The organism is Microbispora sitophila (assembly GCF_014892245.1).
GTDB classification, from domain to species: Bacteria; Actinomycetota; Actinomycetes; order Streptosporangiales; family Streptosporangiaceae; genus Microbispora; species Microbispora siamensis.
The window spans coordinates 100,404-122,893 of record NZ_JADBGC010000012.1 but is presented as its reverse complement, the minus strand read 5'-3'; the positions used below and the strand labels follow the sequence as shown (position 1 = coordinate 122,893).

Here is a 22,490-nt window from a genome sequence, read left to right as displayed (position 1 = left end):
GAGAACCCGCGGATCAACCGGGGGAAGATGCGGGAGGTGCGGGGACCGGTGAGCCGGTCCCCGCACCGCCGTCAGTCGCCGATGACGGCGTCCATCTGGTCGGAATCGGCCATGGCGCCCGCCCACAGCCGCAGATCGGTGATCCTCGCGGGGAGGAAGTGGCCCCAGGAGGTCGCGCTGAAGCCCTTGCCGGCCGCGAAGTCGCCCGACCCGGGCACGGCGGTGAAGGCCATGTCGAGGTCGTTCTGCTCGTGGCCGACGTAGAGCCGCACCACCCGCCCGTTCGCCGCCAGCGCGTCGTACACGCCGGTCAGGCGGACCGGGCTGTCCAGGCTGGCCGGGGTGTCGGAGCTCACCCAGGTCTTCGTGCCGTCCTTGTTGACCCGGCCGAAGCGCCAGAAGCCGACCGGGACGCTGACCTCGTTGCCGTCGTCGTCGAGCTGCGTCTCCTTGCCGGTCAGCTCGAACCACAGGCCCCACGACGAGCCGTCGGCCGTACGCTGCCCGGCCACCTGGCCGACGGTCCCGATCGGCTTCGCGAGAACCTTGTCGCGGTCGAGCTCGACCTTCACGGTCACCGTGAACGAGCCGGTGTCGTCCACGACCGGGCCCGCGGTGGTGGCCGCGTCGTCAACGCCGTCCAGCACCAGGCCCTCGCCGTCCAGCGACGCCCCGCCGGCCAGCGCCAGCGCCCGGCCGTAGCCCGACAGCGAGTCGGGCAGCTGCGCCCCGGCGGCGCCCGCCGGGTCCCAGTCGGCTACCAGCTCCACGTCGTTGCGCCCGGACACGGGGGACTCCGACCGCGCCTCCGTCGCGACTTCCTCCGGGGTCAGGATCCGCTGCCAGGCGGCGACCTCGTCGATCGAGCCGGGGAAGTAGAACTGGAAGACGTTGGCCCACTTGTAGCGGCCGATCTCGAACGGTCCTGTGGCCGACCACATGCCGGGCACGGTGGCGGTGCCCTGCGGCACGCCGTTGACGTAGAAGCTCAGCTTCTGCGTCGCCGGGTCGTAGGTGCCGGCCAGGTGGGTCCAGACGTTCGCCCGGGACGTGCCGTTCTTCGAGCAGACCCCGTAGTAGGCCTTGCCCGTCGCCTCGTCCTTCTCCTTGACGCCGAAGCAGAAGGCGCCGTAGTCCTTCTCGTGCCACAGCAGGAAGGGGCTGTAGCCGCCCGAGCCGTCCTGCGACAGCACGATGCCGTCGTCGCTCACCTTGTCGAGCCGCACCCAGGCGGCGACCGTGTAGGCCGACCGGGTCTCCAGCACGGGCCCGGACGTCGCGGCGTACGCCGAGGTGCCGTTCAGGCCCAGCCCCTTGTCGACCTTCGGGGTGTCCAGCGCCGTGCCGGCGTCGTCGTACCAAACCTCGCCGCGGCGTCCCCGGGTGTCCCGTACGGCGCCGCCGGAGAGCGTGGCGTCGTGGTGTCCGGTGCCCCGGTCGACGGCGACGCCGGAGTCCTCGTCGAAGTGCCACCTGCCGACCGGGCCGGCGCCCGCGGCCACGAGGAAGTCGACGACCGTGGTCGCGCCATACCTGCCGACGTTGTCCTTGGCCCGGACGTACAGGCTGTACGTCCCGGCGGCCGGGGGGGTGATCACTGCCTTGGCCGTGGCGCCCGCGAGGTCGGGCGACCAGGTCGAGCTGGTGGACGCGCGGTACTGGTAGGCGACGTTGTTGGCGTCACCGGACGCCGGGCCGAAGGTGACGGTGGTGCTCTGCCCGGGCCCGCCGGCCGGCGCGCAGCTCGTGGTGGTGCAGGCGGTGTACGGCGCGCCGAGCGTGACCACCGGCGCCTTCGGCGCGGTCGGGTCGACCTTGAAGTAGCACCAGCCGGCGCTCAGGTAGCTGCTGGTCCCCGCCAGCCACTTGGTGTAGTTGCTGTAGTACGACCGCGTCCACGAGTCGTAGCGATAGAGCACGCCCTCGGACAGCGTCGGCGCGTCGGCGGTCACTTTCACGTTGTCGCCCACGTGCCCGGTCGTCGGCCGCTCGATGGTGGAGAAGGCCTGCGTCCAGGTCCCGTCGGCGTTCTTCTTCTGCACGTAGAACGCCCCCCGCAGCATGGCCCCGGACTCGCCGCCCGCCAGGGTCTGCGGGGTGGTCGCCATGGTGGGCGTGGGGTCGGAGACGATCGCGGGCGCCGACTCCTTGGTCTCGCAGACGGTGCCCGAGCCGGTGACCAGGCCGACGCCGGTCGGCACCCCCGGCATACCCACGTAGTCGACGACGAGCACCGCGTCGTTCCTGAACCGCTTCCAGGCGGAGGTGTCGCCCTCGTCGTGCGCCCGCAGCTCCAGCGTGAGCTTGGAGAACTTGCCCGCCGCGAAGTCCTTCACGGTCGGGGTCAGGTTCTCGTTCGTCTCCTCGGGGTTGTCCTTGAACTCGATCGGCGCCGTCGGCTGGTCGGGATCGCACGCCGAGCCGCGGCCCGCCGACACGTACCGGTCCACCATCCAGTCGAGCTCCTTGGGGCGGCCCGACCAGGTGGTGGACGACGTGAAGTTGTTCGTACGGACGAGGTCGACCCACCGGGGGTCGCACTGGAACGCCCAGGGCTCGGTGACGCGGAACGCCGCGCTCAGCACCTGCTTGCCCTTGAGGCTCGCGGGGGAGAACTGGAAGTACAGCCGCTGGGTGTATCCGGGCCCGCAGTAGTAACCGTTCCAGGTGCCGCAGTGGCCGACGCCCTCACCCTGGTTGTTGCTGCCGTTGCCCCAGTTGTACGACTTGTAGCCGTCCGAGCGCAGCAGCGTCCTGTCGGTCTCGCCCCACGTGACGGTGGGGTCGATGTAGACGGGGTAGGCCGACTCGTCCTTCTGCTTCAGCAGGCCGGCGTCGGGGACGAGCGTGAGCGTGTCCTTGCCGACCTCGATCGGCAGCTCGGCGTGCCCCGCCCCGGGGGCGGGACCATCGGCGGCCTGACCCTCGTCCGAAGGGGCGCTCGTCTCCGGCGTCGCCTGCGGTGCCGTCTCAGCTGTCGTCTCGGGGGCCGTCTGCGGGGCCGCTGATTCCCCCGCGGCGGGAGCGCCCTGGGGAGCGCCGCCCTTGGCCGCGGGGGCCGATGCGTCCGGGACCGAGGCGGACGGGGTCGCGGCGGCGTCCGCCGCCGTGACCTGCCCGGCGGCGGGGTTCCCGGTGGAGTCCCACATCGCGGCGGGAGGCGAGGTGAAGACCTCGGTGGCGTTGCCGTCGGTCGCGGACATGCCGCCGTCCGCGGTCTCCTCCACCTTGAGCCCGGACGACCTCACGGCGTACCGGATCCGGGCGAGCGCGGGGTTCTCCGCGGCCTGCGGAGTCTTGACGATCAGGACCTGGCGGAACCCCTCGGTCGTCGCGGTCATCCTGAGGTCCACGTCCGGCAGCACGTTCTGGTACGTGGCGTTCGGGCCGTCGAGCACCGGCGCGGGCAGGGCTCCCGGCCAGCCCAGCGCGAGGGTCCGGCCGTCCCGGGTCATCGTGACGAGGTTTCCGCCGTCACCGCCTCCGGAGAAGGAGATGCCCACGGCGGCGGCGGCCGGCCCCACGCTTCCGTCGGCGCGCCGCCGCAGCGTCGCGTCGGGTGACACCCACGCCCCGTCCGCTCCCTTGACCCGGACGGGGGTGGTCGACTGCTCCAGCCGGAAGGACTCGCCGTCCGGGTTGGCATAGGTGGTGGTGAACTCGGTCCGGGCCTCGGTCACCTCGACCGGTTCCCGGGTCTCGGCAGCGCGCTTCAGCGCCTGCTGCCAGCCGCTGAGCCGGCCCGCGTCGGACCCCGTCCGACTTTCCTGTGCCGCCATCGCGGCCGGGGGTGCCCCGGTTCCCACCAGTACACCCGCCACGACCACGGCAGTGAGCGCACGCCAACTCCGCAGTCCGGGAAACCTAAACATGGGTTATCTCCCGTACGAAATCCGCAAGATCGCACACATTAAACGTTTACCGTCACCCCCTGTCAATGAATTCTTTTCGCCCATAAAGGATTCGAGTCATGTTGCTGACATAAAGAGAAAATAAGTGATATTGGGTCGGTAAGTCAGACAAATTGACACTGCGGTGCACAGGGCGTACGTCGGCATGCCAGACCTCCGCCGCCCATGTCATGCCGCGGAGATCGAGCGGTCACGGGGGGTGATGGTGTGCGCCGGCCTGGCCGGGACCGCGTGTCCGATTCCCGGGCCGGCGCCGGCCTGTGTCTCAGCGGTCGTGTTCGCGGTGCAGCGCCGCCAGCTCGGTGCGGTTGGCCACGCCGAGCTTCGCGTACACGTGCGCCAGGTGGGTCTTGACCGTGCTGCGGCTCATGAACAGCCGACCGCCGATCTCGGGGTTGGACAGGCCCGCCACGGCCAGCCGTACGACCTCCTGCTCTGCGGGGGTGAGGCTGGCCCAGCCGGTGGCGGGACGGCGGCGTCCGCCGTGCGCGCGGTGGGTGAAGGCGATGGCCTCCTCCAGCTCCATCCGGTGGCCTTCCGGAGCGGCCGGGACGCTGGGCCGGTGCGGCCGGGGGTAGCCGAGCTCCTCCCTGGCCCGATCGCACGCGCCCATGATCCGGGCGCCGGTGGTGGCGTCGGCCAGCGCTGCCAGGGCCTCGAGACTGTCCACGCAGGCCAGGCGGAGGCCGTTGGCGGCGCGCAGGCGCAGGGCCTCCAGATGCAGAGCGACGGCCCGCGCCTCGTCGAGGAACGCCTGCTGCTCAAGAGCGTCGGCGATCAGGCGCGGCATCCCCAGGGTCCGGGCGGCATCGAGGCCGGCCGTGCAGGCGCGGGCCGCGCCCTCCGGGTCGCCGGCCTGTCGCAGCGCCGCCGCCAGGGCGATGCGGGTCTCCGGGGTCAGCAGCTCGTCCGGCTGCTCGCCGCCGCGCCAGGCCGTCTCACTCCTGAACCATTCGGCCGCCCGCACCGCTTCGCCCCTGCTCAGGCAGAGCTGCCCGATCGTCAACGCGAGCCTCGGCACGAAGGGAACCGAGGGCGCCTGGTCCACCAGCCGGATGACCGGGTCGAGGGCGAGCTCGGCGGCCTTGTCGTCGCCCTGCAGGTGGCACACGCGGGCGAGGACGGCGCGCGCCGTACCGGCACGGTGGTAGTCGGCGAGAGGGGTGGCGACCTCGACCGCCTGCTCCGCCAGCGTTCTGGCCCGGGGCAGCTCGCCCAGATAGGCGCTGCCGAGGGCCATCAGGCCGAGGGCCAGCGCCGCCACACCGCGGTCGCCTCGCCGCAGCAGGCCGCGGACCGGCGTCTCCAACTCCGCCAGCGCCTGGCGATGCTCCTCCCTCATGTGGTGGACCAGGCCGACGAGGACGCGCGCGGCGTCGGCCACGAAGGCGTCGCCGGCCGCGACGGCCTCCTCGCCGACGGCGGCGGCCCTGACCCGCGCCTCGTCCGGAGAGGTGAGCAGCATGCCGATGGCGCTGAGCGACCCCGCCAGGCAGGCGGTCCGCAGATCGCCGTGGTCGAGCGCCATGACACGGGCGGCGTGGGCCGCGTCGAACTCCAGCCCGGCCGGGTGCGTGGTGTCGGCGACGAGCGCGAGGCCGGTGAGGACCCGGGCTTGCAGCGCGCTGTGCTCGCCGGCGCCCCGCTCGGCCGCCAGCCGGAGCAGTCCCAGGCCCTCGCCGAGCCGGCCATCCAGGTGCCACAGCCAGGCCAGCTCGGCCGCCATGTGGCGAGCCCGGCCCGGACGGTCGCCGGCGAGGCCCCATTCGAGCGCCGCGCGCAGGTTGGGGTACTCCTCGCGCATCCTGGCCCGCCAGGCGTCCTTGTCGCTGTCCAGCAGCGGGGCGGCCTCCCGGACCAGGGCCAGGCAGACGGCCAGGTGCCGGTCGCGCACGGCGTCCAGCTCGCCCGCCTCGCCGAGCCGCTCCCACGCGTACCGCCTGACCGAGGACAGCATCCGGTAGCGGGTGACGCCCTCGCGGGTCTCGGCCAGCAGCAGCGACTTGTCGATCAATCGGCGCAGCCCCGTGAGCAGCTCCACACGGTCATGGCCGTCCAGCACGCCCTGGGCGGCGGCGAGGGTGAAGCCCGGCTCGAACACGCCCAGCCGGCGGAACAGCACCTGGTCGCGCTCCTGAAGCAGGTCGTGGCTCCAGGCCATGGACGCGGCCAGCGTGCGGTGCCGCGGCGGAGCCCCCTGGTGGCCGGTGACCAGGATCGAGAACCGGTCGTCCAGCTCGGCGTCGATCTCCTGAGGCGTCAGCGTGCCGGTCCAGGCGGCGGCCAGCTCCAGCGCGAGAGGGATGCCGTCCAGCCGGGCACAGATGCCGCGCACCGCGGTCAGGGCCTCCTCGGTACGCGGCACGTCGCGGCCACGGTCGAGGAAAAGGGCGACTCCGTCGTTCGCGTCCAGGGGTGGGACCCGCCAGACCAGCTCGCCGGGCAGGCCGAGCGGTTCCCGGCTGGTGGCCAGGACGGTGACCTGCGGACAGTGGCGCAGAAGGCTCGCCACCACGTCGGCGACGCCGCCCAGCAGGTGCTCGCAGTTGTCCAGCACCAGGAGCAGCTCGCGCTCGCGCAGCTGCCTGGACAGGGCGGCGGTCCCGTCCGAGTCGCCGGTCAGGAGCACGCGCAGGACCGTCGCGACGAGGCGCGGCACCGCCGCCGGGTCGGTCTCCTGCGCGAGATCCACCCACCACACGCCGTCGCGCGGCGGACGCACCGGCCGCCTGGCGAGCCGGGCCGCCAGGCGGGTCTTGCCGCAGCCTCCCGCGCCGGCCAGGGTGACCAGCCGGGCCTCGCCCAGGGCGGCCCCGATCATGTGCAACTCGGCCCGGCGGCCGACGAACGAGGTCAGCTCCAGCGGCGGAGCGCCGTTGTCGGCCAGGTCTGAATCTGGCATATCAGCCATCTGGCCGATGTTAGCCACTCCCGCCCCGAGAAGACTTGCCTCATGACAACGAACCGCACCGTAATCGGCAACATCACCCTCTCCCTCGACGGCCGGATCCACGGCCCCGGCGGCGAGTACGACATGGGCTGGATCGTCCCCCACGCCGTCAGCGACGTGGCCCGCGACCACATGGTCGAGGTGACCGCCGGGGCCACCACCGCGCTGTTGGGCCGCAAGAACTACCAGGGCTTCGGCGGCTTCTGGCCCGCGGTGGCCGAGGACGAGTCGGCCGACCCCCGCGACCGGGCCTTCGCCCAGTGGCTGAACACCGTCGAGAAGGTCGTCTTCTCCACCACGCTCACCGAGGCCCCTTGGCAGAACTCCCGCATCGTCGCCGCCGGCCCCGCCGAGGTCGTCAAGGAGCTGCGACAGCAGGACGGCGGCGACATCGTCGTACTGGCCAGCACCAGCGTCATCCAGGCCCTGCTGCGGGCCGGAGAGCTCGACCGCCTGAGCGTCACGCTCGCGCCCGAACTGGTCGGCGACGGGCCCCGCCTGTTCGCCGACGGTCTTCCCGCCACCAGTTGGCGGCCTGTCTCCATCACGCAGGCCGCGAGCGGGGCACTGTGCCTGCTGTACGACAAGGTCCGCGACAGCGACTGAGCCGGTCGGCTCATCGGCGTCGTCAGGAGGTGGGCCGCTCGCGGTACAGCACGAGGTGCTCGTGGTACAGCACGCCGTCGCGTACGTCACCGGTGGCGGTGAAGCCGGTGTCGTCGACGTAGTCGATGTGGCTGCCCGTGACGCGGTAGCGGCCGGTGTAGGCACCGGCCCGCCCGCCCCGCGCCTCGTCGTAGCGGCCGTCCGCACGCAACTCCTGGCGGATGTGACCGTCCGCGGTGACCCACATGCCGACGACGTCGATGTCCGGGCCGTCCGCCGAATTCGTGGTCATGGTGAAACCTCTCGCCGGTGGTGAGGATGTCCTGCGCCACCGAGTCTGGGCCTCGCCCCACGCGCCGGCCAGGACGCCTTCCGCCTGGGTGTGACACACCCAGGCACACGGTCGCGGCGCCGCTTAGCCTGGCTCCATGGCAGACAACGACCTGGGGGAGTTCCTCCGCGGCCGCAGGTCGGGCCTCCGGCCCGAAGAGGCCGGCATGGCGAGCTACGGCACCCGCCGTGTCCCCGGACTGCGCCGTGAGGAAGTCGCGGTGCTCGCCGGTATCAACGCCGACTACTACACCCGGCTGGAACAAGGCCGGGAGCGCCACCCCTCCGCCCAGGTGCTCGACGCGCTCAGCCGCGCGCTGCGCCTCGACGGCGACGCCCGGGCCCATCTGCACCGGCTCGCGGGCACGGTGCCCGACGACCCCGCCGCCCGCGTACCCGATCAGGTCGGCGCCGGGCTGCGGCAACTGATGGACGGCTTCCCTCACACGCCGGCTTTCGTGCTCAACCGGACCCTCGACATCCTCGCCGCCAACGCCCTGGCCGACGCTCTCTACTCGCCGTTCGACCCGGCGGACAACCTCGCGCGCATGGCGTTCGCCGACCCCGCCGGACGCACCTTCTACCAGGACTGGAACAGGGCGGCACAGGCCACCGTGGCGAATCTGCGCGAGGCTGCCGGCCACGAGCCGGACAACCCGCGCCTGCGCGCGCTCGTGGCCACCCTGACCAGGACCAGCGCGGACTTCGCCCGCCTGTGGAACAGCCACGCCGTGCGCGGCAAGACCCAGGAGGCCAAGCGGTTCCTGCACCCCGAGGTCGGCCCCCTCACCCTCGCCTACCAGGCATTCGACGTGAGACAGACCCCTGGCCAGCAACTCGTCGTCTACCACGCCGAGCCCGGCAGCAGCAGCGCGGAAGCCCTGCACCTGCTCGGCTCCATCCACGCCACGCGCACCCGGACGCGTACGCCGGCAGGCCGGGCCTCCGCCGTCGACGTCGTGCCGCGGAGGCCGAGCGCTCACGGCGAGTGACAGAAGACCGGGCCGGCGGTCGTTCAACCCGGCGCCGCAGGAGCGAGTGCGGCTGCCTGCCCTCGGCCTGCCGGCCCGGGTCGTCCGGTTGCGTGAATTCGTGGTACGTTCTTGATCGTAAGGTGCGGCGCTCGTTCACGAGCGTGTCGGGACATCCGGCCGGCACGACAGCCTCAGGAAAGGCTGTCTGGATCTCTCAGCGGAGAGTTCGCCCTGCCATGTCCTCAACCTTGTCTCCCCGCGCGTGGGCCGCGATGGGCTCCCGCATAACCATCGGCCGCCGCCTGGGCCTGAGCCCGTTCCACGTTCGCGGCCGGTCGTGCCGGTCGTGCCGTCCAGCGGCGTTCCGCCCCGCCTGCTCCTCACCCTGGCCATCACCGCGGCGTGCGCGATGAGCATCCCGCTGGTCGCGCGCCGGGGAGCGCTTGCGCACTGAGCCTTCCACGCTTCCGCCGGAAGGCATCCGCATTCACATCCGTACCGATCACCGGAGTATTTCCATGATTCTCGTCACCGGAGGCCGCGGCGCGGTCGCCACCCACCTGCTGACCCTGCTGCTTCAGGCCGGTCGCCCCGTACGCGTGGCCTCCAGCGACCCCGGACAGCTCCAGGTCCCCGACGGCGTCACGGCCGTCACCTGCAACCTCCGCGATCCCGCCACCTTCCCGGCGGCTCTCGCCGGTGTCACCGAGGTCTTCCTGTACGCCGAGGCCTCGCACATCGCCGACTTCGTCGACGCCGCCGTCACGGCCGGGGTCAGGCACGTCGTCCTGCTGTCCTCCGCCAGCGTGCTGGATCCCGGCGCGGCCGATAACCCGCTGGCCAAGTCCCATCTCGACGTCGAGACCGCACTGCTCGCCGCACCGCTCACCACCACGATCCTGCGCCCCGGCTCCTTCGCCGGCAACGCGGGCGCCTGGGCCTGGCCCATCAAGGCCGGGCGCCCGGTGAGCCTGCCCTACCCGGGCTCCCACACCGACCCCATCCACGAACGGGACCTCGCCGAAGTGGCCTTCACCGTGCTCACCGACCCGCGCCACCAGGGCCGGTGCCTCCACCTGACCGGCCCGGAGAGCCTCACGTTCAGCGAACAGATCGAGCAACTCGCCGAGATCATCGGCCGGCCGGTCACCGTCGACCACGTCACTCCCGAGGAATGGAGACAGGAGATGGCCGATTACATCCCCGGTCCTTACGCGGACGCCCTGCTCGACTACTGGGAGGCCAACGACGGCCGCCCCGTGCCCCTGACCGGCACCGTCGAACAGGTCACCGGCCACGCTCCCCGCACCTTCGCCACGTGGGCCCGCGACCACGTCGCGGACTTCGTCGGCTAGCACCTCCGCAGCGGGCCGCCGGGGCGTGGGTCACCCGCCCCCGCTCCGGCGCGGCCGCGCGGCTCCGAGCGGCGCCGTCACCACCCAGTCGGCCTTCACCGCGAGATAGAGCACGTCTCGCTCCCCACGAGCATCGGTGGTGGCGCGTCCATGCCATTCATGCCACACTCACTGTTATAGAACTCTCAGCGGAGTTATAGAACGATCGGAGCATGGCATGCGAGACGTGTTGCCGTGGCGTGAACAGGTCCCGCTGGACGGGACGATGGGCGAGCCCCGGGCGCGGGGCCGATTCGGCGAGTACGGCGGACGGTACGCGCCGGAGTCCCTGGTGGAGGCGTGCCGCGAGGTGGAGGAGGCGTTCCGGGAGGCCTGGGTGGATCCGGGGTTCCGCGGCGCCCTGGCACGGCTGCTCGCCGTGCACGCCGGGCGGCCGACCCCGCTCACACCGGCCCGCCGGCTGTCGGAGGCGCTGGGCGTGCAGCTGTACCTCAAGCGCGAGGATCTCACCCACACCGGATCCCACAAGATCAACAACGTGCTGGGCCAGGCCCTGCTGGCCGCCAGAATGGGACGGCGCAGGCTGATCGCCGAGACGGGAGCGGGCCAGCACGGGGTGGCGACCGCGACCGCCGCCGCGCTGCTCGGGCTGGAGGCCACGGTGTTCATGGGCGAGCGCGACGTCGAGCGGCAGGCGCTGAACGTCTTCCGGATGCGCATGCTGGGCGCCGAGGTGGTTCCGGTGACCACGGGCAGCCGTACCCTCAAGGACGCGACCAGTGAGGCCATGCGGCACTGGGTTGGCGCGACCGGCGACTCCCACTACTGCCTCGGCTCGGTCGTCGGGCCGGATCCGTACCCGTGGATGGTCAGGGAGTTCCAGCGGGTCATCGGCGACGAGGCGCGCGGGCAGTGCGCCGCCGAGCTGCGGACCGGCGTCCCGGACTATGCGGTCGCATGCGTCGGCGGCGGCTCCAACGCGGCCGGTACGTTCGCCGGATTCGCCGACACCCCGGCGCGCCTGGTCGGTGTCGAGGCGGAGGGCGGCGCCGGAGCGACCCGCGGCCGGCTCGGCGTCATGCACGGCTGCCGCTCGCTGTTCCTGCAGGACGACGACGGGCAGATCACCCAGGCGCACTCCATCGCCGCCGGGCTCGACTACCCGGGAGTCGGTCCGGAGCACGCCCACCTGCGCGACCTGGGCCGGGCCCGCTACGTCACGGTGACCGACGACGAGGCGGTCGGCGCGGCGGTACGGCTGGCGCGCACCGAAGGCATCGTCCCGGCGCTCGAATCGGCGCACGCCCTCGCCTGGGTGATCCGCGCGGCGGGCGGCGGCGACCTGCCCGCAGGATCGACGGTGCTGATGACGTTGTCCGGCCGGGGCGACAAGGACGTCTCAACCATGAAGGAGCTGCTGTGACGAACCCCACCCTGGCCGTGGGCGCGGTGGAACGCCACCTGCGTGCCCGCCGGGACAGCGGCCGAGGCCTGCTCATGCCGTACGTCACCGGGGGGATCACGCCCGGCTGGACGGAGTACCTGCGGGCGTTCGCCGCCGGCGGGGCGGACGCGATCGAGGTCGGCCTGCCCTTCTCCGACCCCACGCTGGACGGCGTCACCATCCAGCAGGCCGGCGACGCGGCACTGGCCCGGGGAGCGAGCACCCGCCGCATCCTCGCCGACCTGTCCGGTATGCCGGACCTGGGCGTGCCGCTGGTCGTCAGCACCTACTACAACCTGGTGCTGCACGACGGCCCCGAGGCGTTCTGCGCCGCGCTGCGCCGTGCCGGTGTCGGCGGCCTGATCGTGCCCGACCTGCCGGTGCACGAGGCGGACGAGCTGACGACCGTGGCCGCCGCCGCCGGGATCGAGCTGGTCCTGCTGGCGTCGCCGGCGACGCCGGAGCCGCGGCTGGCGGAGATCTCGTGCCGCAGCCGCGGATTCGTCTACGCGGTGTCGTTGATGGGCACCACCGGTGAGCGAGCCGCCCTCGCCGCTTCGGCGGCGGAGCTCACCGAGCGGATCAGGAGCGTCACCGACCGGCCGGTCTTGCTAGGATTTGGCATTTCCACCCCCGGCCAGGCACGTGAAGCCTGCCGGCACGCCGACGGCGTGGTGGTCGGCGCCGCGGTCATGCGGCGGGTGCTCGACGGGGCTGGGCCGGACGACCTGCGGGCCTTCCTCGCGACCCTGCGGCAAGCCCTCGACCAGGAGTGTGACCGAGCACGATGACCCCCGACGCCGGGCACGAGGCGAGATACCGCGCCATTGCCGCCGACCTCGCCGCGAAGATCCGGTCGGGACACTACGCCCCCGGCGAGGCCCTTCCGCCGCAACGGGAGCTGAGCGCCTCCTACGGGGTGACTCTCATGACGCTGCGCCAGGCGCTGCGGGAGCTCAGCGACGAGAGGCTGATCGTGCAGCAGCCCGGCAGGGGTACGTTCGTCGCCCCACCCCACCTGGCGTACCAGCTCGACTCGCTCCGCAGCCTGGTCGACGACCTGCGTAAACAGGGCCACGACGTGCGCACCGCGGTGGCCGGGCGGGCGGTGCGCCGGGCCCCCGCCCGGATCGCCGCGGAGCTGCGGCTGCGTCCCGGCGACACCGCCCTGCGGCTGGAGCGGGTCCGCGAGTTCGCGGGACGTCCCGCCGTACACCAGGTGTCCTGGATCCGCCGGCCGGTGGCCGACCGGATCCGCGACCGCGACTTCACCGCCGTCTCCCTCTACACGGCCCTCGCCGACGCGGGAGTGGCGGTCGCCCGGGCGTCCGAGGTGGTCCGGCCCGGTTTGCTCGACCCCGCCGCCGCCCGCCACCTCCACGAGCCGCAGGGCAGCCCGGTGCTCGTCAGCACCCGGATCACCTACACGCTCGACGCCACGCCCGTGGTGTCCGACCATGCCACCATCCTCGGCAGCATGATGGAGATCCGAACCGAACGCGCCGCCACCGGTCTCTCTCTCACCTGGGGCGCCATCAGCTGAGAACCTGCGTACGCGTGTGACCGGTGATTACTCCGCCCCCACGCTGACCCCGAGACCCTCCGCTCCATCCTCGGCCGTGCGACCGTCCCACCGCCCTCGCTCATCGTCGCGGCGGCTGTGTGAGACGATGATCGCCCCCGGGCGGTGGCACCGGGGAGCACGGTGACGGGACGCCGACGGAGGGGCTTCACGGTATGGCTGTCATCCATCGCACCACGCTGACGCCCAGCAAACTGGAGCTGCTCACCACGTGGCTTCCTGTACAGCCCTGGTACGAAGGCGAGGGGCGGCCGGAGCTGGCGAAGGCCGGGGGCTTCCGGCTCGACGACCCGCAGGGCGAGGTCGGGATCGAGTTCATGGTGGTCACCGACGTGTCCGGGGAAGGACCGGTCTCCTATCAGGTGCCGTTCAGCTACCGAGGGGCGCCGCTGGAGGGGGCCGATCACGCTCTCATCGGGACGACGGAGCACGGCGTCCTGGGACGGCGGTGGATCTACGACGGGACCCACGATCCGGTCCTCGTCGCACAACTCCACGCCCTGTTCCAGGGCGAGGCCGAGGCGCAGGATCAGAACGTGAGCGACACCCCCGACCCCTCGGTCATCAGAAGCTTCACGGGGGCCGCCGTGCCGGGCCCCATCCGGCTGACGGCCGTGGCCGACGCGCCGCACGCCACCGACATCGTCGTGGACGCCGCCACGGTGGACGACGCCGGGGACGGCGGCCGGGGCGGACGGCTGACCATGCGTGTGACCCGTGTCCTGCGGCCCGGCGAAGCCGACGTCGCCGACGCCCTGGGTCACGTAACGGCCGGTTGGCGGCTGCCGGACGGGGCCGAGGTCCGCGGCGTGTTCGCCGTCATCACGGACACGCCCCGCTGATCGTGACCTCCGATGAGCCGCCCCGCCGGGGAGGCCGTCGAGGCGGACCCGCCGCCATCCGGCCCGGGACTCGACCGGCTCGTCCGCACGCAGGGCCAGGACCGACCGCAGGGCGAGGTTCTCGGGCGTGAACGTCGTCATGAGCGCGGTCCGCCCCCAGGTCAGGCGCAGCGGGCCGCGCCGACCCGGTGCCTTTCCACGTGGTAGCCGTCCAATAGCCCGTCGGGAGCCCATCCCCGCACGGTGGCGGCGGGCCGGCCCTCATACCCGAGGGCGCCGGTGCCGTCGACGCCCGCCACCGGGTGGAGGCCGGGTCCGATGGGGCACGACCAGCACTTGGCCGTCTCCATCGTGGAGGGCCCTTCCGGACCCTCGGCCCGCTAGCGGCGGGGCCGCCGCAGGACCCGGACCTGCCGGGGGGCCAGGGTGGTGTCCGGCGCCAGGGAGGGGCCGTGGAGGGGGTCGCCGGGGATCGCGGAAAGGTCGACGTGCCGGTCGGTACGGTTGATCAGGAACCAGTAGTCGTCCGTTCCGTCGGTGCGGACGGCGACGTCCACGAGCCCGCGGGCTTCGGAGGGCAGCTCCGAGGAGACCTCGGCGACGTCCAGCAGGTGAGGGAGGACGACCCCGAGACCCTCCGGGCCGAGGCGGGTGGAGACGTACGACGCCGAACCCGCTCCCGTACGGCGCGTCGTGACGGCGGGGCGGCCCGCGTGGTCGCCGGACTTGTACGTCGCCAGCACCTCGGTCGCCGGGTCGGCGAGGTCGATCCGGTCCGTCCACAGAGTGCCTGACACGCCGAGGTCAAGGTCGACGGCGTCGCCGTGCAGCAGAGGGCCGAACTCCTCGATGCGGATGCCGAGCAGGTCGCGCAGGGCCCCGGGGTAGCCGCCGAGCCACACGTGGTCGTCCTCGTCCACGATGCCGGAGAAGTAGGTGGTGACGAGATGCCCGCCGGAGGCCACGTAGTCCTCCAGCCTGCGGGCGAGCGAGCCGGGGACGACGTGCAGGATCGGCGCCACGAGCAGCCGGTAGCCGCTGAGGTCGTCGTCCACGTCGACGACGTCCACCCGGACGCCCGCGTCGAGGAGTGCGGTGTACCAGTCGAGGGCCTCCTGCCGGTAGCGCAGCAGCGAGGTGGGGTGGGAGTCGAGCTCGCTGGCCCACCAGGAGTCCCAGTCGAAGACGATCGCCACGGGGGCGCGCAGCCGCCGGGTGCCCGCGATCGGCGTGAGGGCGGCCAGCGTGGCGCCCAGGTCGGCGACCGACCGGAACACGTCGCTGTCGGTGCCCGCGTGGGGGACCATCGCCGAGTGGTACTTCTCGGCGCCGCCCGCCGACTGCCGCCACTGGAAGAAGCAGACCGCGTCGGCGCCGTACGCGACGTGGGTGAGGGAGTCGTGAGCCAGGCCGCCGGCCTTCTTGGCCAGATTGACCGGCTGCCAGTTGACCGCGCTGGTGGAGTGCTCCATCAGATACCAGGGCCGGCCGCCGGCGAGTGAGCCGGTGAGGTTCGCCGAGAATGACAGCTCGTCCTGGGCCTGGGGGCCGGTCAGCAGGTAGTGGTCGTTGGAGACGAAGTCGAGCTCGGCGGCCCAGTCGGCGTAGTCCATGCCCTTGGTCTCGCCCATGACCATGAAGTTCGTGGTCACGGGGATGTCCGGCGTCAGCTCGCGCAGGACGTCCCGTTCCGCGCGCAGGTAGTCCTTCAGCGCGTCGGAGGAGAACCGCTTGAAGTCCAGTTGCTGGGTGGGGTTGGGGTAGGAGGCCGCAAGGCGCGGCGGCAGGATCTGCGACCAGTCGCTGTAGCGCTGGGACCAGAACGAGGTCGCCCAGGCGCGGTTCAGCTCGTCCAGCGTGCCGTACCGACCTCGCAGCCACTCACGGAAGGCGGTCGCGGCGTCGTCGGAGAAGTCGTAGACGTTGTGGCAGCCCAGTTCGTTGGAGATGTGCCAGGCGGCGAGGGCGGGGTGGGCGCCGTACCGCTCGGCGAGGGCCCGGGTCAGCCGCAGCGCGTGCTCGCGGAAGACCGGCGAGGTCGGCCGCCAGTGCTGCCGCGCTCCCGGCCACACCGTGTGGCCGTGCTGGTCCACGGGGAGGATCTCCGGGTGCTTGGCGGTCAGCCACGGCGGCGGCGAGGCCGTCGCCGTGGCCAGGTCGACCGCGATGCCGTGGGCGTGCAGCAGGTCCATCGCCTCGTCGAGCCAGTCGAAGTCCCAGACGTCTTCGCCCGGCTGGATCCGCGCCCACGAGAAGATCGCCAAGGAGACGATGTTCACCCCGGCCGCCCGCATCGCGCGCATGTCCTCGTCCCAGACCTCCCGGGGCCACTGCTCGGGGTTGTAGTCGGCCCCGAACCCCAGGCGGGCCCGTCCTGGGTCGGACGGCCAGCGCACCCAACGGTGTCGGTCAGCGTTCACAACGACTCCTTCAAGTGATGGTTACGTGGTCTTCCACTGCTGGTTGGCGCCGCCGTTGCAGTCGTAGATCGTCACCTGGGTCCCGTTGGCCTGAGAGGAGCCGGGGACGTCCAGGCACCGGTTGGAGGGCACGCCGCGCAGCACGGAGGCGCCCCCCAGAGCCGGAGCCCCAGGCGTACCTGATCCGGTCGACGCCGCTGCTGTTGGGGGTGCTCAGCGTGAGGTTGACGCCGCTGCCCTGCAGCGTCTGCAGCGTGTAGGGGTCGGCTGTCGGTGGCCGGGACGGCGCCGCCGACCGGCGGCGCCGCGGAAGTACGTATGCGGTGAGATCGGCGTGGTGGAATCGGCCTGGTGGAATCGGCATGCGTGCCGGGAACGCGTGGGCCGGGTCTGTCTCGGCGCCGGGCCCGTCCTGCCGCCGCGCTCCCCGCGGAACGGCGGCAGCGATGGCCCCGGTGACTACGGTGACTGCTACTTGACGGTGAAGCCCTGCTCCTCGCCGTACTTGAGGGAGGCGTCCTGCCAGGCCTTCAGGCCGTCCTGCAGGGTGGTGGAGGAGGTGTACGCCTTGCCGACCGTGTCGTTGAAGATGCTGTTGGCGTAGACCTGGAAGGGCAGGTAGGACCAGCCGGTGACGACCTGGGAGGCGGATTCGGCGAGCACCTGGTTGACCTTCTGGCCGCCGAAGTAGGGGAACTCCTTGTCCTGGAACTTCGGGTCCTGCAGCTGGGCGGTGGTGGCGGGGAAGGCGCCGCCGTCGACCCGGGTCTGCACCCCCTCGTCGACGTTGGCGTACTTGACGAAGGCGTAGGCGAGGTTCTTGTTGGCGCTGGCCTCGGGGATCGCGAGCGAGCTGCCGCCGTTCTCGGCGGTGGACCTGCCGCCGGCCTCCCACTGCGGCATGGGCGCGACCTGCCACTTGCCCTTTCCGGCCTTGACCCCGGACTCGAGGTTGGCGGGCATCCAGGCGCCGATGACCAGGGTGGCGATGGTGCCGTCGCCCAGGCCCTTGTACCAGGCGTCGCTCCAGCTGGAGGCCGGCGCGAGCAGCTTGCCGTCGATCAGCTTCTGCCAGGTGGCGGTGAACTTCTGCGTGCCCGGCTCGGCGAAGTTGATCCCGACCGTGGTGCCGTCCACGGTGTACGGCTTGCCGCCCGCCTGCCAGATCATGCTGGTGGTGAAGCCCGCGTCGCCGGTGTCGTTGGTGATGTACGCCTTCGGGTTCGCCTTGTGCAGCTTCTCGGCGTCGGCCGCGAACTCCTCCCAGGTGGCAGGCACCTTGAGGTCGTACTTGTCGAAGACCTCCTTGTTGTAGAACAGCGCCATCGGGCCGGAGTCCATGGGCAGGCCGTAGATGCCGTTGCCCATGTGGACGGAGTTCCACGGGCCGGGGGTGAAGGTGCCGTCCAGCTTGCCCGCGCCCAGGGCGCTGAGGTCGGCGACCGACTTGGCGAGGGCGAACTGCGGCAGGGCGTAGTACTCCACCTGGGCGACGTCCGGCACCCCGGACCCGGCCTTGATCGCGTTCTGCAGGGCCGTGTACTGGTCGTTGCCGGTGCCGGCATTGACGAGGTTGACCTTGACCTTCGGATACTTGGCCTGGAAGTCCGCGACGACCTGCTTGAGCGTCGGTTCCCACGCCCAGACGGTGATGGAGCCGCCGGTGTCGAGCGCCTTCTGGATGTCGGCGTCGGAGACGGCCGCGGACGCCGCGGGGGCGGCGGCCGCGTCGGCGCCCGGGGAGGAGCCGTCGTCGCCGGAGCCGCAGGCGCCGACGGTGAGCGACACGGTCAGGGCCGCGCCCAGCAGGAGTGCGCGACGGCGGGTTATCGCCATGGGTGTGCCTTTCTGGGTTATCGGGGGAGACAGACGTCGGTGGGGGCGGCCATGCCGTGCCGGTCACGCCGTGCCGGTCACGCCGTGCCGGTCACGCCGTGCCAGTCATTCCGTGGCCGGTCATGCCGTACCGGCTGTTCCTTGGCCGGTCATTCCTTGACGCTTCCGGCGGCCAGGCCCGACTGCCAGTAGCGCTGCAGCAGCAGGAACGCCGCGATCAGCGGGACGATGGTGAGCAGTGATCCGGTGATCACGAGGTTGAAGATCGCCTCGCCGCCCGCCGTGAGGGCCTGCTGGTTCCATTCCTTGAGGCCGACGGTGAGCGGATACCAGTCGGGGTCCTTCAGCATGATCAGCGGCAGGAAGTAGTTGTTCCAGGTCGCGACCACGTTGAACAGCAGCACCGTGACCAGGCCGGGCGCCAGCAGCGGCAGGCTGATGCGGAAGAAGGTGCGGAACTCGCCCGAGCCGTCCACCCGCGCCGACTCGAGGATCTCCTTCGGCACGGCGTCGGTGGCGAAGGTCCACATCAGATAGAGGCCGAACGGCGAGACCAGCGACGGGATGATGATCGCCCACGGGGTGTCGGTCAGGCCCATCTTGGCGAACATCAGGAACGTGGGGACGGCAAGCGCGGTGCCGGGCACCGCCACCGCCCCGATGACGACGGCGAACAGCGCCTTCTTGCCAGGGAAGTCGAACTTCGCCAGCCCGTAGCCCGCGAGCGTCGCCAGCAGGGTCGCGCCGCCCGCCCCGACGACCACGTACAGCAGGGTGTTGAGCAGCCAGCGGACGAAGATCCCGTCGTTGTAGGTGAAGGTCGTGCCGATGTTGCCGAACAGGGCGAAGTCGCCGTCGAACCACAGGCCGAACGAGCCCAGCAGGCCCTCCTGGGTCTTGGTGGCGTTGATCACCAGCCACACCAGGGGGAGCAGCGTGTAGACGAGCATGAGCGCGGTCAGCACGGTCAGCGTCGCGCTGCGGCGGTCCTGTGGGGACCGGCGCCGCCGGATGACCAGCGGACCCCGGGGCGAGGCGGTCTTGGGCGCAGACGCCCGGTCGGCGGTGGGAGTGGAGGTCGCCATGGGTCAGACCGCCTTCCGCATGCCGCGCAGCTGGACGAGGTAGGCGACGATCATCGTGATGATCCCCATGACGATGGCGACCGTCGCCGAGTAGTTGAACTGCTGGCCCGCGAAGGACAGCGAGTAGGCGTAGTAGTTCGGCGTGAAGTAGGTGGTGACCGAGTTCGGCGCGATCGTCTTGAGGATGCTCGGTTCGTTGAACAGCTGGAAGCTGCCGATGATCGAGAAGATCGTGGCGATCAGCAGCGCGCCGCGCAGGGCGGGCAGCTTGATCGCCCAGATGATCCGGAGCTGGCCGGCCCCGTCGAGCGCGGCGGCCTCGTACAGCGAGGGGTTCACCACCTTCAGCGCCGAGTAGAGGATCAGCATGTTGTAACCCACGAACTCCCAGGTCACGATGTTGCCGATGGAGGCGAGAACCAGGTCGGGCGACAGCGGATCGGGCAGCGAGATCCCGAAGGCCTCGTTGATGTTGCCGATCAGGCCGAACCTGGTGCCGTACATGAAGCCCCACATCAGCGTGGCGACGACCGCGGGCACCGCGTACGGCAGGAACACCGAGATCCGGAAGAACGCCGACCCATACAGCCTGCCGCTGTCGATCGCGAGCGCGACCAGCAGCGCGAGGAACAACATGATCGGCACCTGGACGACCAGGAAGAGCGCCACCCGCCCGAACGCCGACCAGAACTGCGGGTCCTGCAGGACCTTGAGGTAGTTGTCGGCGCCGACGAAGGCCGTCCCGCCGATCAGCCGGGTGCGGAACAGGCTCAGGTAGACCGAGTACGCGATCGGGGCCAGGAAGACCAGCGCGAACACCGCCATGAACGGCCCGACGAACTGCCAGCCGACCCATGACCGGCGTCTGCCGGCCAAGACGCGCCGAGCATTCGAATACCCTTCCGAGACCACCGGCTCGCTCCTCTCCGCGGCGTGGTTACCGGCCGTGACTCTCCTGTTTACGTGAACATCACGAGCATGTTTACGTGAACATCATGAGCATGTTTACGTGAACATCATGAGCGAACGAGCACGGCTCTGTATGTTGCGGAGGGTGATCTCTCGAGTCGCCGAGGTTATGTTTACGTAAACTTCTGCTGCGGTATGGTGGCACCCGTCCTACGAGAGGTCAAGGGTTCCCCACGTCACAGCCGGTCGGATCGCGGCGTACGATCCTCGGCGACGGGGCGAGCAGGCGGGAGCGACACAGCGATGGATCCGGACGGCCCGGCCCGGCAGGCCCCGGCGCCGATCGGCGGCGCGCAGCGGGGAGGCTCGGGCATCCCGGGCGGGCGCCGCAAGCAGCGGGTCTCCATGGCCGACGTGGCCAGGCTCGCCGGCGTCTCGTCGCAGACGGTCTCCAGGGTCGCCAACGGCCATCCCGGCGTCGTCGGCGCGACCCGGGAGCAGGTGCTCGCGGCGATGCGGGAGCTGGGCTACCGCCCCAACAGTGCCGCCCGGGCGCTGCGGTACGGCCAGTTCAACACGATCGGCGTGATCCTCTTCGGGCTGGCCTCGACCGGCAACAGCCGCACCGTGGAGGCGATCGCCACCCACGCCGCGGCCGAGGGCTACGCGATCACGCTGATCCCCATCGGTATCCCCACCCAGGACAACGTGCTGGGCGCCTTCACCCGGATGGGCGAACTGGCCGTCGACGCCGTGATCGTCATCATCGAGATCCACCTTCTCGACGCCGGCACGGTGACGCTTCCTCCCGGCGTCCACGTCGTCGTCGTGGACTCCGACGCCGGAGACCGCTACAGCGTCGTCGACACCGACCAGGCCGAAGGCGCCCGGCTCGCCGTACGCCACCTCCTCGACCTGGGCCACGAGACGGTCTGGCACGTCACCGGCCCCGAGACGTCCTTCGCCAGCCAGCGCCGCGCGCAGGCGTGGCGCCTGGCCCTGGAGGAGGCCGGTCGGCCTGTGCCCCCGCCGCTGCACGGCGACTGGTCGGCCGAGTCGGGCTACGCCGCCGGGCTGGCGCTGGCCGGCGAACCCGGCTGCACGGCGGTGTTCGCCTCCAACGACCAGATGGCCCTCGGCCTGCTGCGCGCCTTCCACGAGCGGGGGCGCGCGGTGCCCGCCGACATCAGCGTGGTCGGCTTCGACGACATCCCCGACGCCTCCTGCTTCGTCCCTCCGCTGACGACCGTCCACCAGGACTTCGCCGAGGTCGGGCGGCGCTGCGTCCAGGGGGTCCTGCGGCAGATCCGCGAGGGCGGGGCGTCCCAGCCCGGCACCGAGCTCGTCCCCACCCGCCTGGTCGTCCGCGAGAGCACGGCGCCGCCGCGCACCCGGCCGTGAGGCGGCCACGTGCCGGTCGGCAAGCGGCCGGCACGGGCGTCATGTGGCCCTCCCGGCGGTCAGCGACGGCATGGCGGGAATCACGGCGGCGAGCCATCCGGCAGGGTCCGCGGTGAAGCGCGGTGCCGCCTGCGCCTCCCACCACGACCGTACGGCGAGGATCGTCTCCGCCTTCCCCGTCCGGCCGTCCCGGTAGGCGACCTCGCGTTGCCCGCTCTCCCGGACGACGACGCGGCCCCGCTTCGCACCGGCCTCGTAGTCGTTCCAGTTGATGCCGTGAACGGCCCACAGCATCTCCTGCATCTGCCCCGTGGACCTGCCGTGGAGCTCCCGGTGGGAGAACTTCGCCTGCGCGGCCATGGTGATGCTGTTGCGCACGCAGTCGTTCTGCCGCCACAGGAAGTAGTTCGCGACTTCGAAAGGGTCGGCGAGGGTGAACGCGCGGGCGTCGAACATGGCGCGCCGGCCGTCGGCGGGCCCGGTGCCGTATGCCTCGTTGAACGCGACCGTCGCGATGCTCGCGGCCACGCTGACGACCTTTTGAGTCACGCCGCCGAACCACGGCTGCGAGGACGGGGTGGCGAAGTCGGTCATGAGGACGCTGCACTCGTCGGACTGGACGTACGCGAACACGCTGCCGGTGATCTCCTCGCACAACGCCCTGCCGACCTCGTTCATGGCGTCCATGACCGCGCGGTCGAAGGGCCGGTGGGCGTCGCGGAGGAAGGTGTGGAACGCCCGCCCGTCCACGCGGAGGATCGTGTACGCCCGGCGCGGCAGCACACTCCTGGTGGCGCGCTCGTACGCCTTCATACGGTCGCCGAGCGCGGTCTTGTCGCTCATGC

At 71.5% G+C, this 22,490-nt stretch carries 18 protein-coding genes; 8 read left to right on the top strand and 10 right to left on the bottom strand.

The window, feature by feature from the left end; translation table 11 throughout:
* Positions 1-71: 71 nt before the first annotated feature.
* Positions 72-3,806, bottom strand: coding sequence for a LamG-like jellyroll fold domain-containing protein (locus tag IL992_RS48460; RefSeq protein ID WP_319018752.1), 3,735 nt, complete (start codon positions 3,804-3,806; stop codon positions 72-74).
* Between the two features lie 370 nt (positions 3,807-4,176).
* On the bottom strand, positions 4,177-6,822 hold the full coding sequence (locus tag IL992_RS22840) for a helix-turn-helix transcriptional regulator (protein ID WP_193205409.1): 2,646 nt from the start codon (positions 6,820-6,822) through the stop codon (positions 4,177-4,179).
* 42 nt (positions 6,823-6,864) lie between these two features.
* Here IL992_RS22840 and IL992_RS22835 point away from each other — a divergent pair, with 42 nt between their 5' ends.
* Entirely contained in the window at positions 6,865-7,467 is a 603-nt protein-coding gene (locus tag IL992_RS22835) for a dihydrofolate reductase family protein (protein ID WP_193205408.1), read from the top strand.
* 22 nt (positions 7,468-7,489) lie between these two features.
* On the opposite strand, the gene IL992_RS22830 is transcribed toward IL992_RS22835, so the two are convergent.
* Complete coding sequence (locus IL992_RS22830) at positions 7,490-7,759, bottom strand: Atu4866 domain-containing protein (protein WP_193205407.1); 270 nt, start codon at positions 7,757-7,759, stop codon at positions 7,490-7,492.
* A 136-nt stretch (positions 7,760-7,895) separates the two neighbouring features.
* On the opposite strand from IL992_RS22830, the gene IL992_RS22825 reads away from it, so the two are divergent.
* The 6 genes from IL992_RS22825 to IL992_RS22800 all read left to right on the top strand — a co-directional run bounded on the left by IL992_RS22825 (position 7,896) and on the right by IL992_RS22800 (position 13,994).
* Positions 7,896-8,789, top strand: coding sequence for a helix-turn-helix transcriptional regulator (locus IL992_RS22825; protein WP_193205406.1), 894 nt, complete (start codon positions 7,896-7,898; stop codon positions 8,787-8,789).
* Between the two features lie 500 nt (positions 8,790-9,289).
* Positions 9,290-10,126, top strand: coding sequence for an SDR family oxidoreductase (locus tag IL992_RS22820; RefSeq protein ID WP_193205405.1), 837 nt, complete (start codon positions 9,290-9,292; stop codon positions 10,124-10,126).
* A 217-nt stretch (positions 10,127-10,343) separates the two neighbouring features.
* Positions 10,344-11,549, top strand: a complete 1,206-nt coding sequence (trpB, locus tag IL992_RS22815; RefSeq protein WP_193205404.1) for a tryptophan synthase subunit beta — start codon at positions 10,344-10,346, stop codon at positions 11,547-11,549.
* Positions 11,546-12,361 carry a tryptophan synthase subunit alpha gene (gene trpA, locus IL992_RS22810; protein WP_193205403.1) on the top strand — a complete coding sequence of 272 codons (816 nt, stop codon included), beginning with the start codon at positions 11,546-11,548 and terminating at the stop codon, positions 12,359-12,361. Before trpB ends, trpA begins: the two co-directional genes overlap by 4 nt.
* Positions 12,358-13,113, top strand: a complete 756-nt coding sequence (locus tag IL992_RS22805; RefSeq protein WP_193205402.1) for a GntR family transcriptional regulator — start codon at positions 12,358-12,360, stop codon at positions 13,111-13,113. Before trpA ends, IL992_RS22805 begins: the two co-directional genes overlap by 4 nt.
* A gap of 194 nt (positions 13,114-13,307) precedes the next feature.
* Entirely contained in the window at positions 13,308-13,994 is a 687-nt protein-coding gene (locus IL992_RS22800; RefSeq protein ID WP_193205401.1) for a maltokinase N-terminal cap-like domain-containing protein, read from the top strand.
* Between the two features lie 161 nt (positions 13,995-14,155).
* Here IL992_RS22800 and IL992_RS22795 read toward each other — a convergent pair whose 3' ends face one another.
* The 6 genes from IL992_RS22795 to IL992_RS22770 form a co-directional block, all read right to left on the bottom strand.
* Positions 14,156-14,344, bottom strand: coding sequence for a hypothetical protein (locus IL992_RS22795; RefSeq protein ID WP_193205553.1), 189 nt, complete (start codon positions 14,342-14,344; stop codon positions 14,156-14,158).
* Positions 14,345-14,374: 30 nt separating this feature from the next.
* Entirely contained in the window at positions 14,375-16,414 is a 2,040-nt protein-coding gene (locus IL992_RS22790) for a beta-galactosidase (protein ID WP_319018750.1), read from the bottom strand.
* Positions 16,415-16,435: 21 nt separating this feature from the next.
* Entirely contained in the window at positions 16,436-16,558 is a 123-nt protein-coding gene (locus tag IL992_RS22785) for an RICIN domain-containing protein (RefSeq protein ID WP_319018749.1), read from the bottom strand.
* Between the two features lie 327 nt (positions 16,559-16,885).
* Positions 16,886-18,250, bottom strand: coding sequence for an ABC transporter substrate-binding protein (locus IL992_RS22780; protein ID WP_193205400.1), 1,365 nt, complete (start codon positions 18,248-18,250; stop codon positions 16,886-16,888).
* A gap of 149 nt (positions 18,251-18,399) precedes the next feature.
* On the bottom strand, positions 18,400-19,335 hold the full coding sequence (locus tag IL992_RS22775) for a carbohydrate ABC transporter permease (RefSeq protein WP_193205399.1): 936 nt from the start codon (positions 19,333-19,335) through the stop codon (positions 18,400-18,402).
* A gap of 3 nt (positions 19,336-19,338) precedes the next feature.
* Positions 19,339-20,211, bottom strand: coding sequence for a carbohydrate ABC transporter permease (locus IL992_RS22770; RefSeq protein ID WP_226873602.1), 873 nt, complete (start codon positions 20,209-20,211; stop codon positions 19,339-19,341).
* 336 nt (positions 20,212-20,547) lie between these two features.
* Between IL992_RS22770 and IL992_RS22765 the strand changes: the two genes are divergently transcribed.
* Positions 20,548-21,645 carry a LacI family DNA-binding transcriptional regulator gene (locus IL992_RS22765; RefSeq protein ID WP_226873601.1) on the top strand — a complete coding sequence of 366 codons (1,098 nt, stop codon included), beginning with the start codon at positions 20,548-20,550 and terminating at the stop codon, positions 21,643-21,645.
* A gap of 39 nt (positions 21,646-21,684) precedes the next feature.
* On the opposite strand, the gene IL992_RS22760 is transcribed toward IL992_RS22765, so the two are convergent.
* Positions 21,685-22,488 (bottom strand): tRNA(His) guanylyltransferase Thg1 family protein, encoded by an 804-nt coding sequence (locus tag IL992_RS22760; RefSeq protein ID WP_193205398.1) that lies wholly within the window; start codon positions 22,486-22,488, stop codon positions 21,685-21,687.
* Positions 22,489-22,490 lie beyond the last annotated feature (2 nt).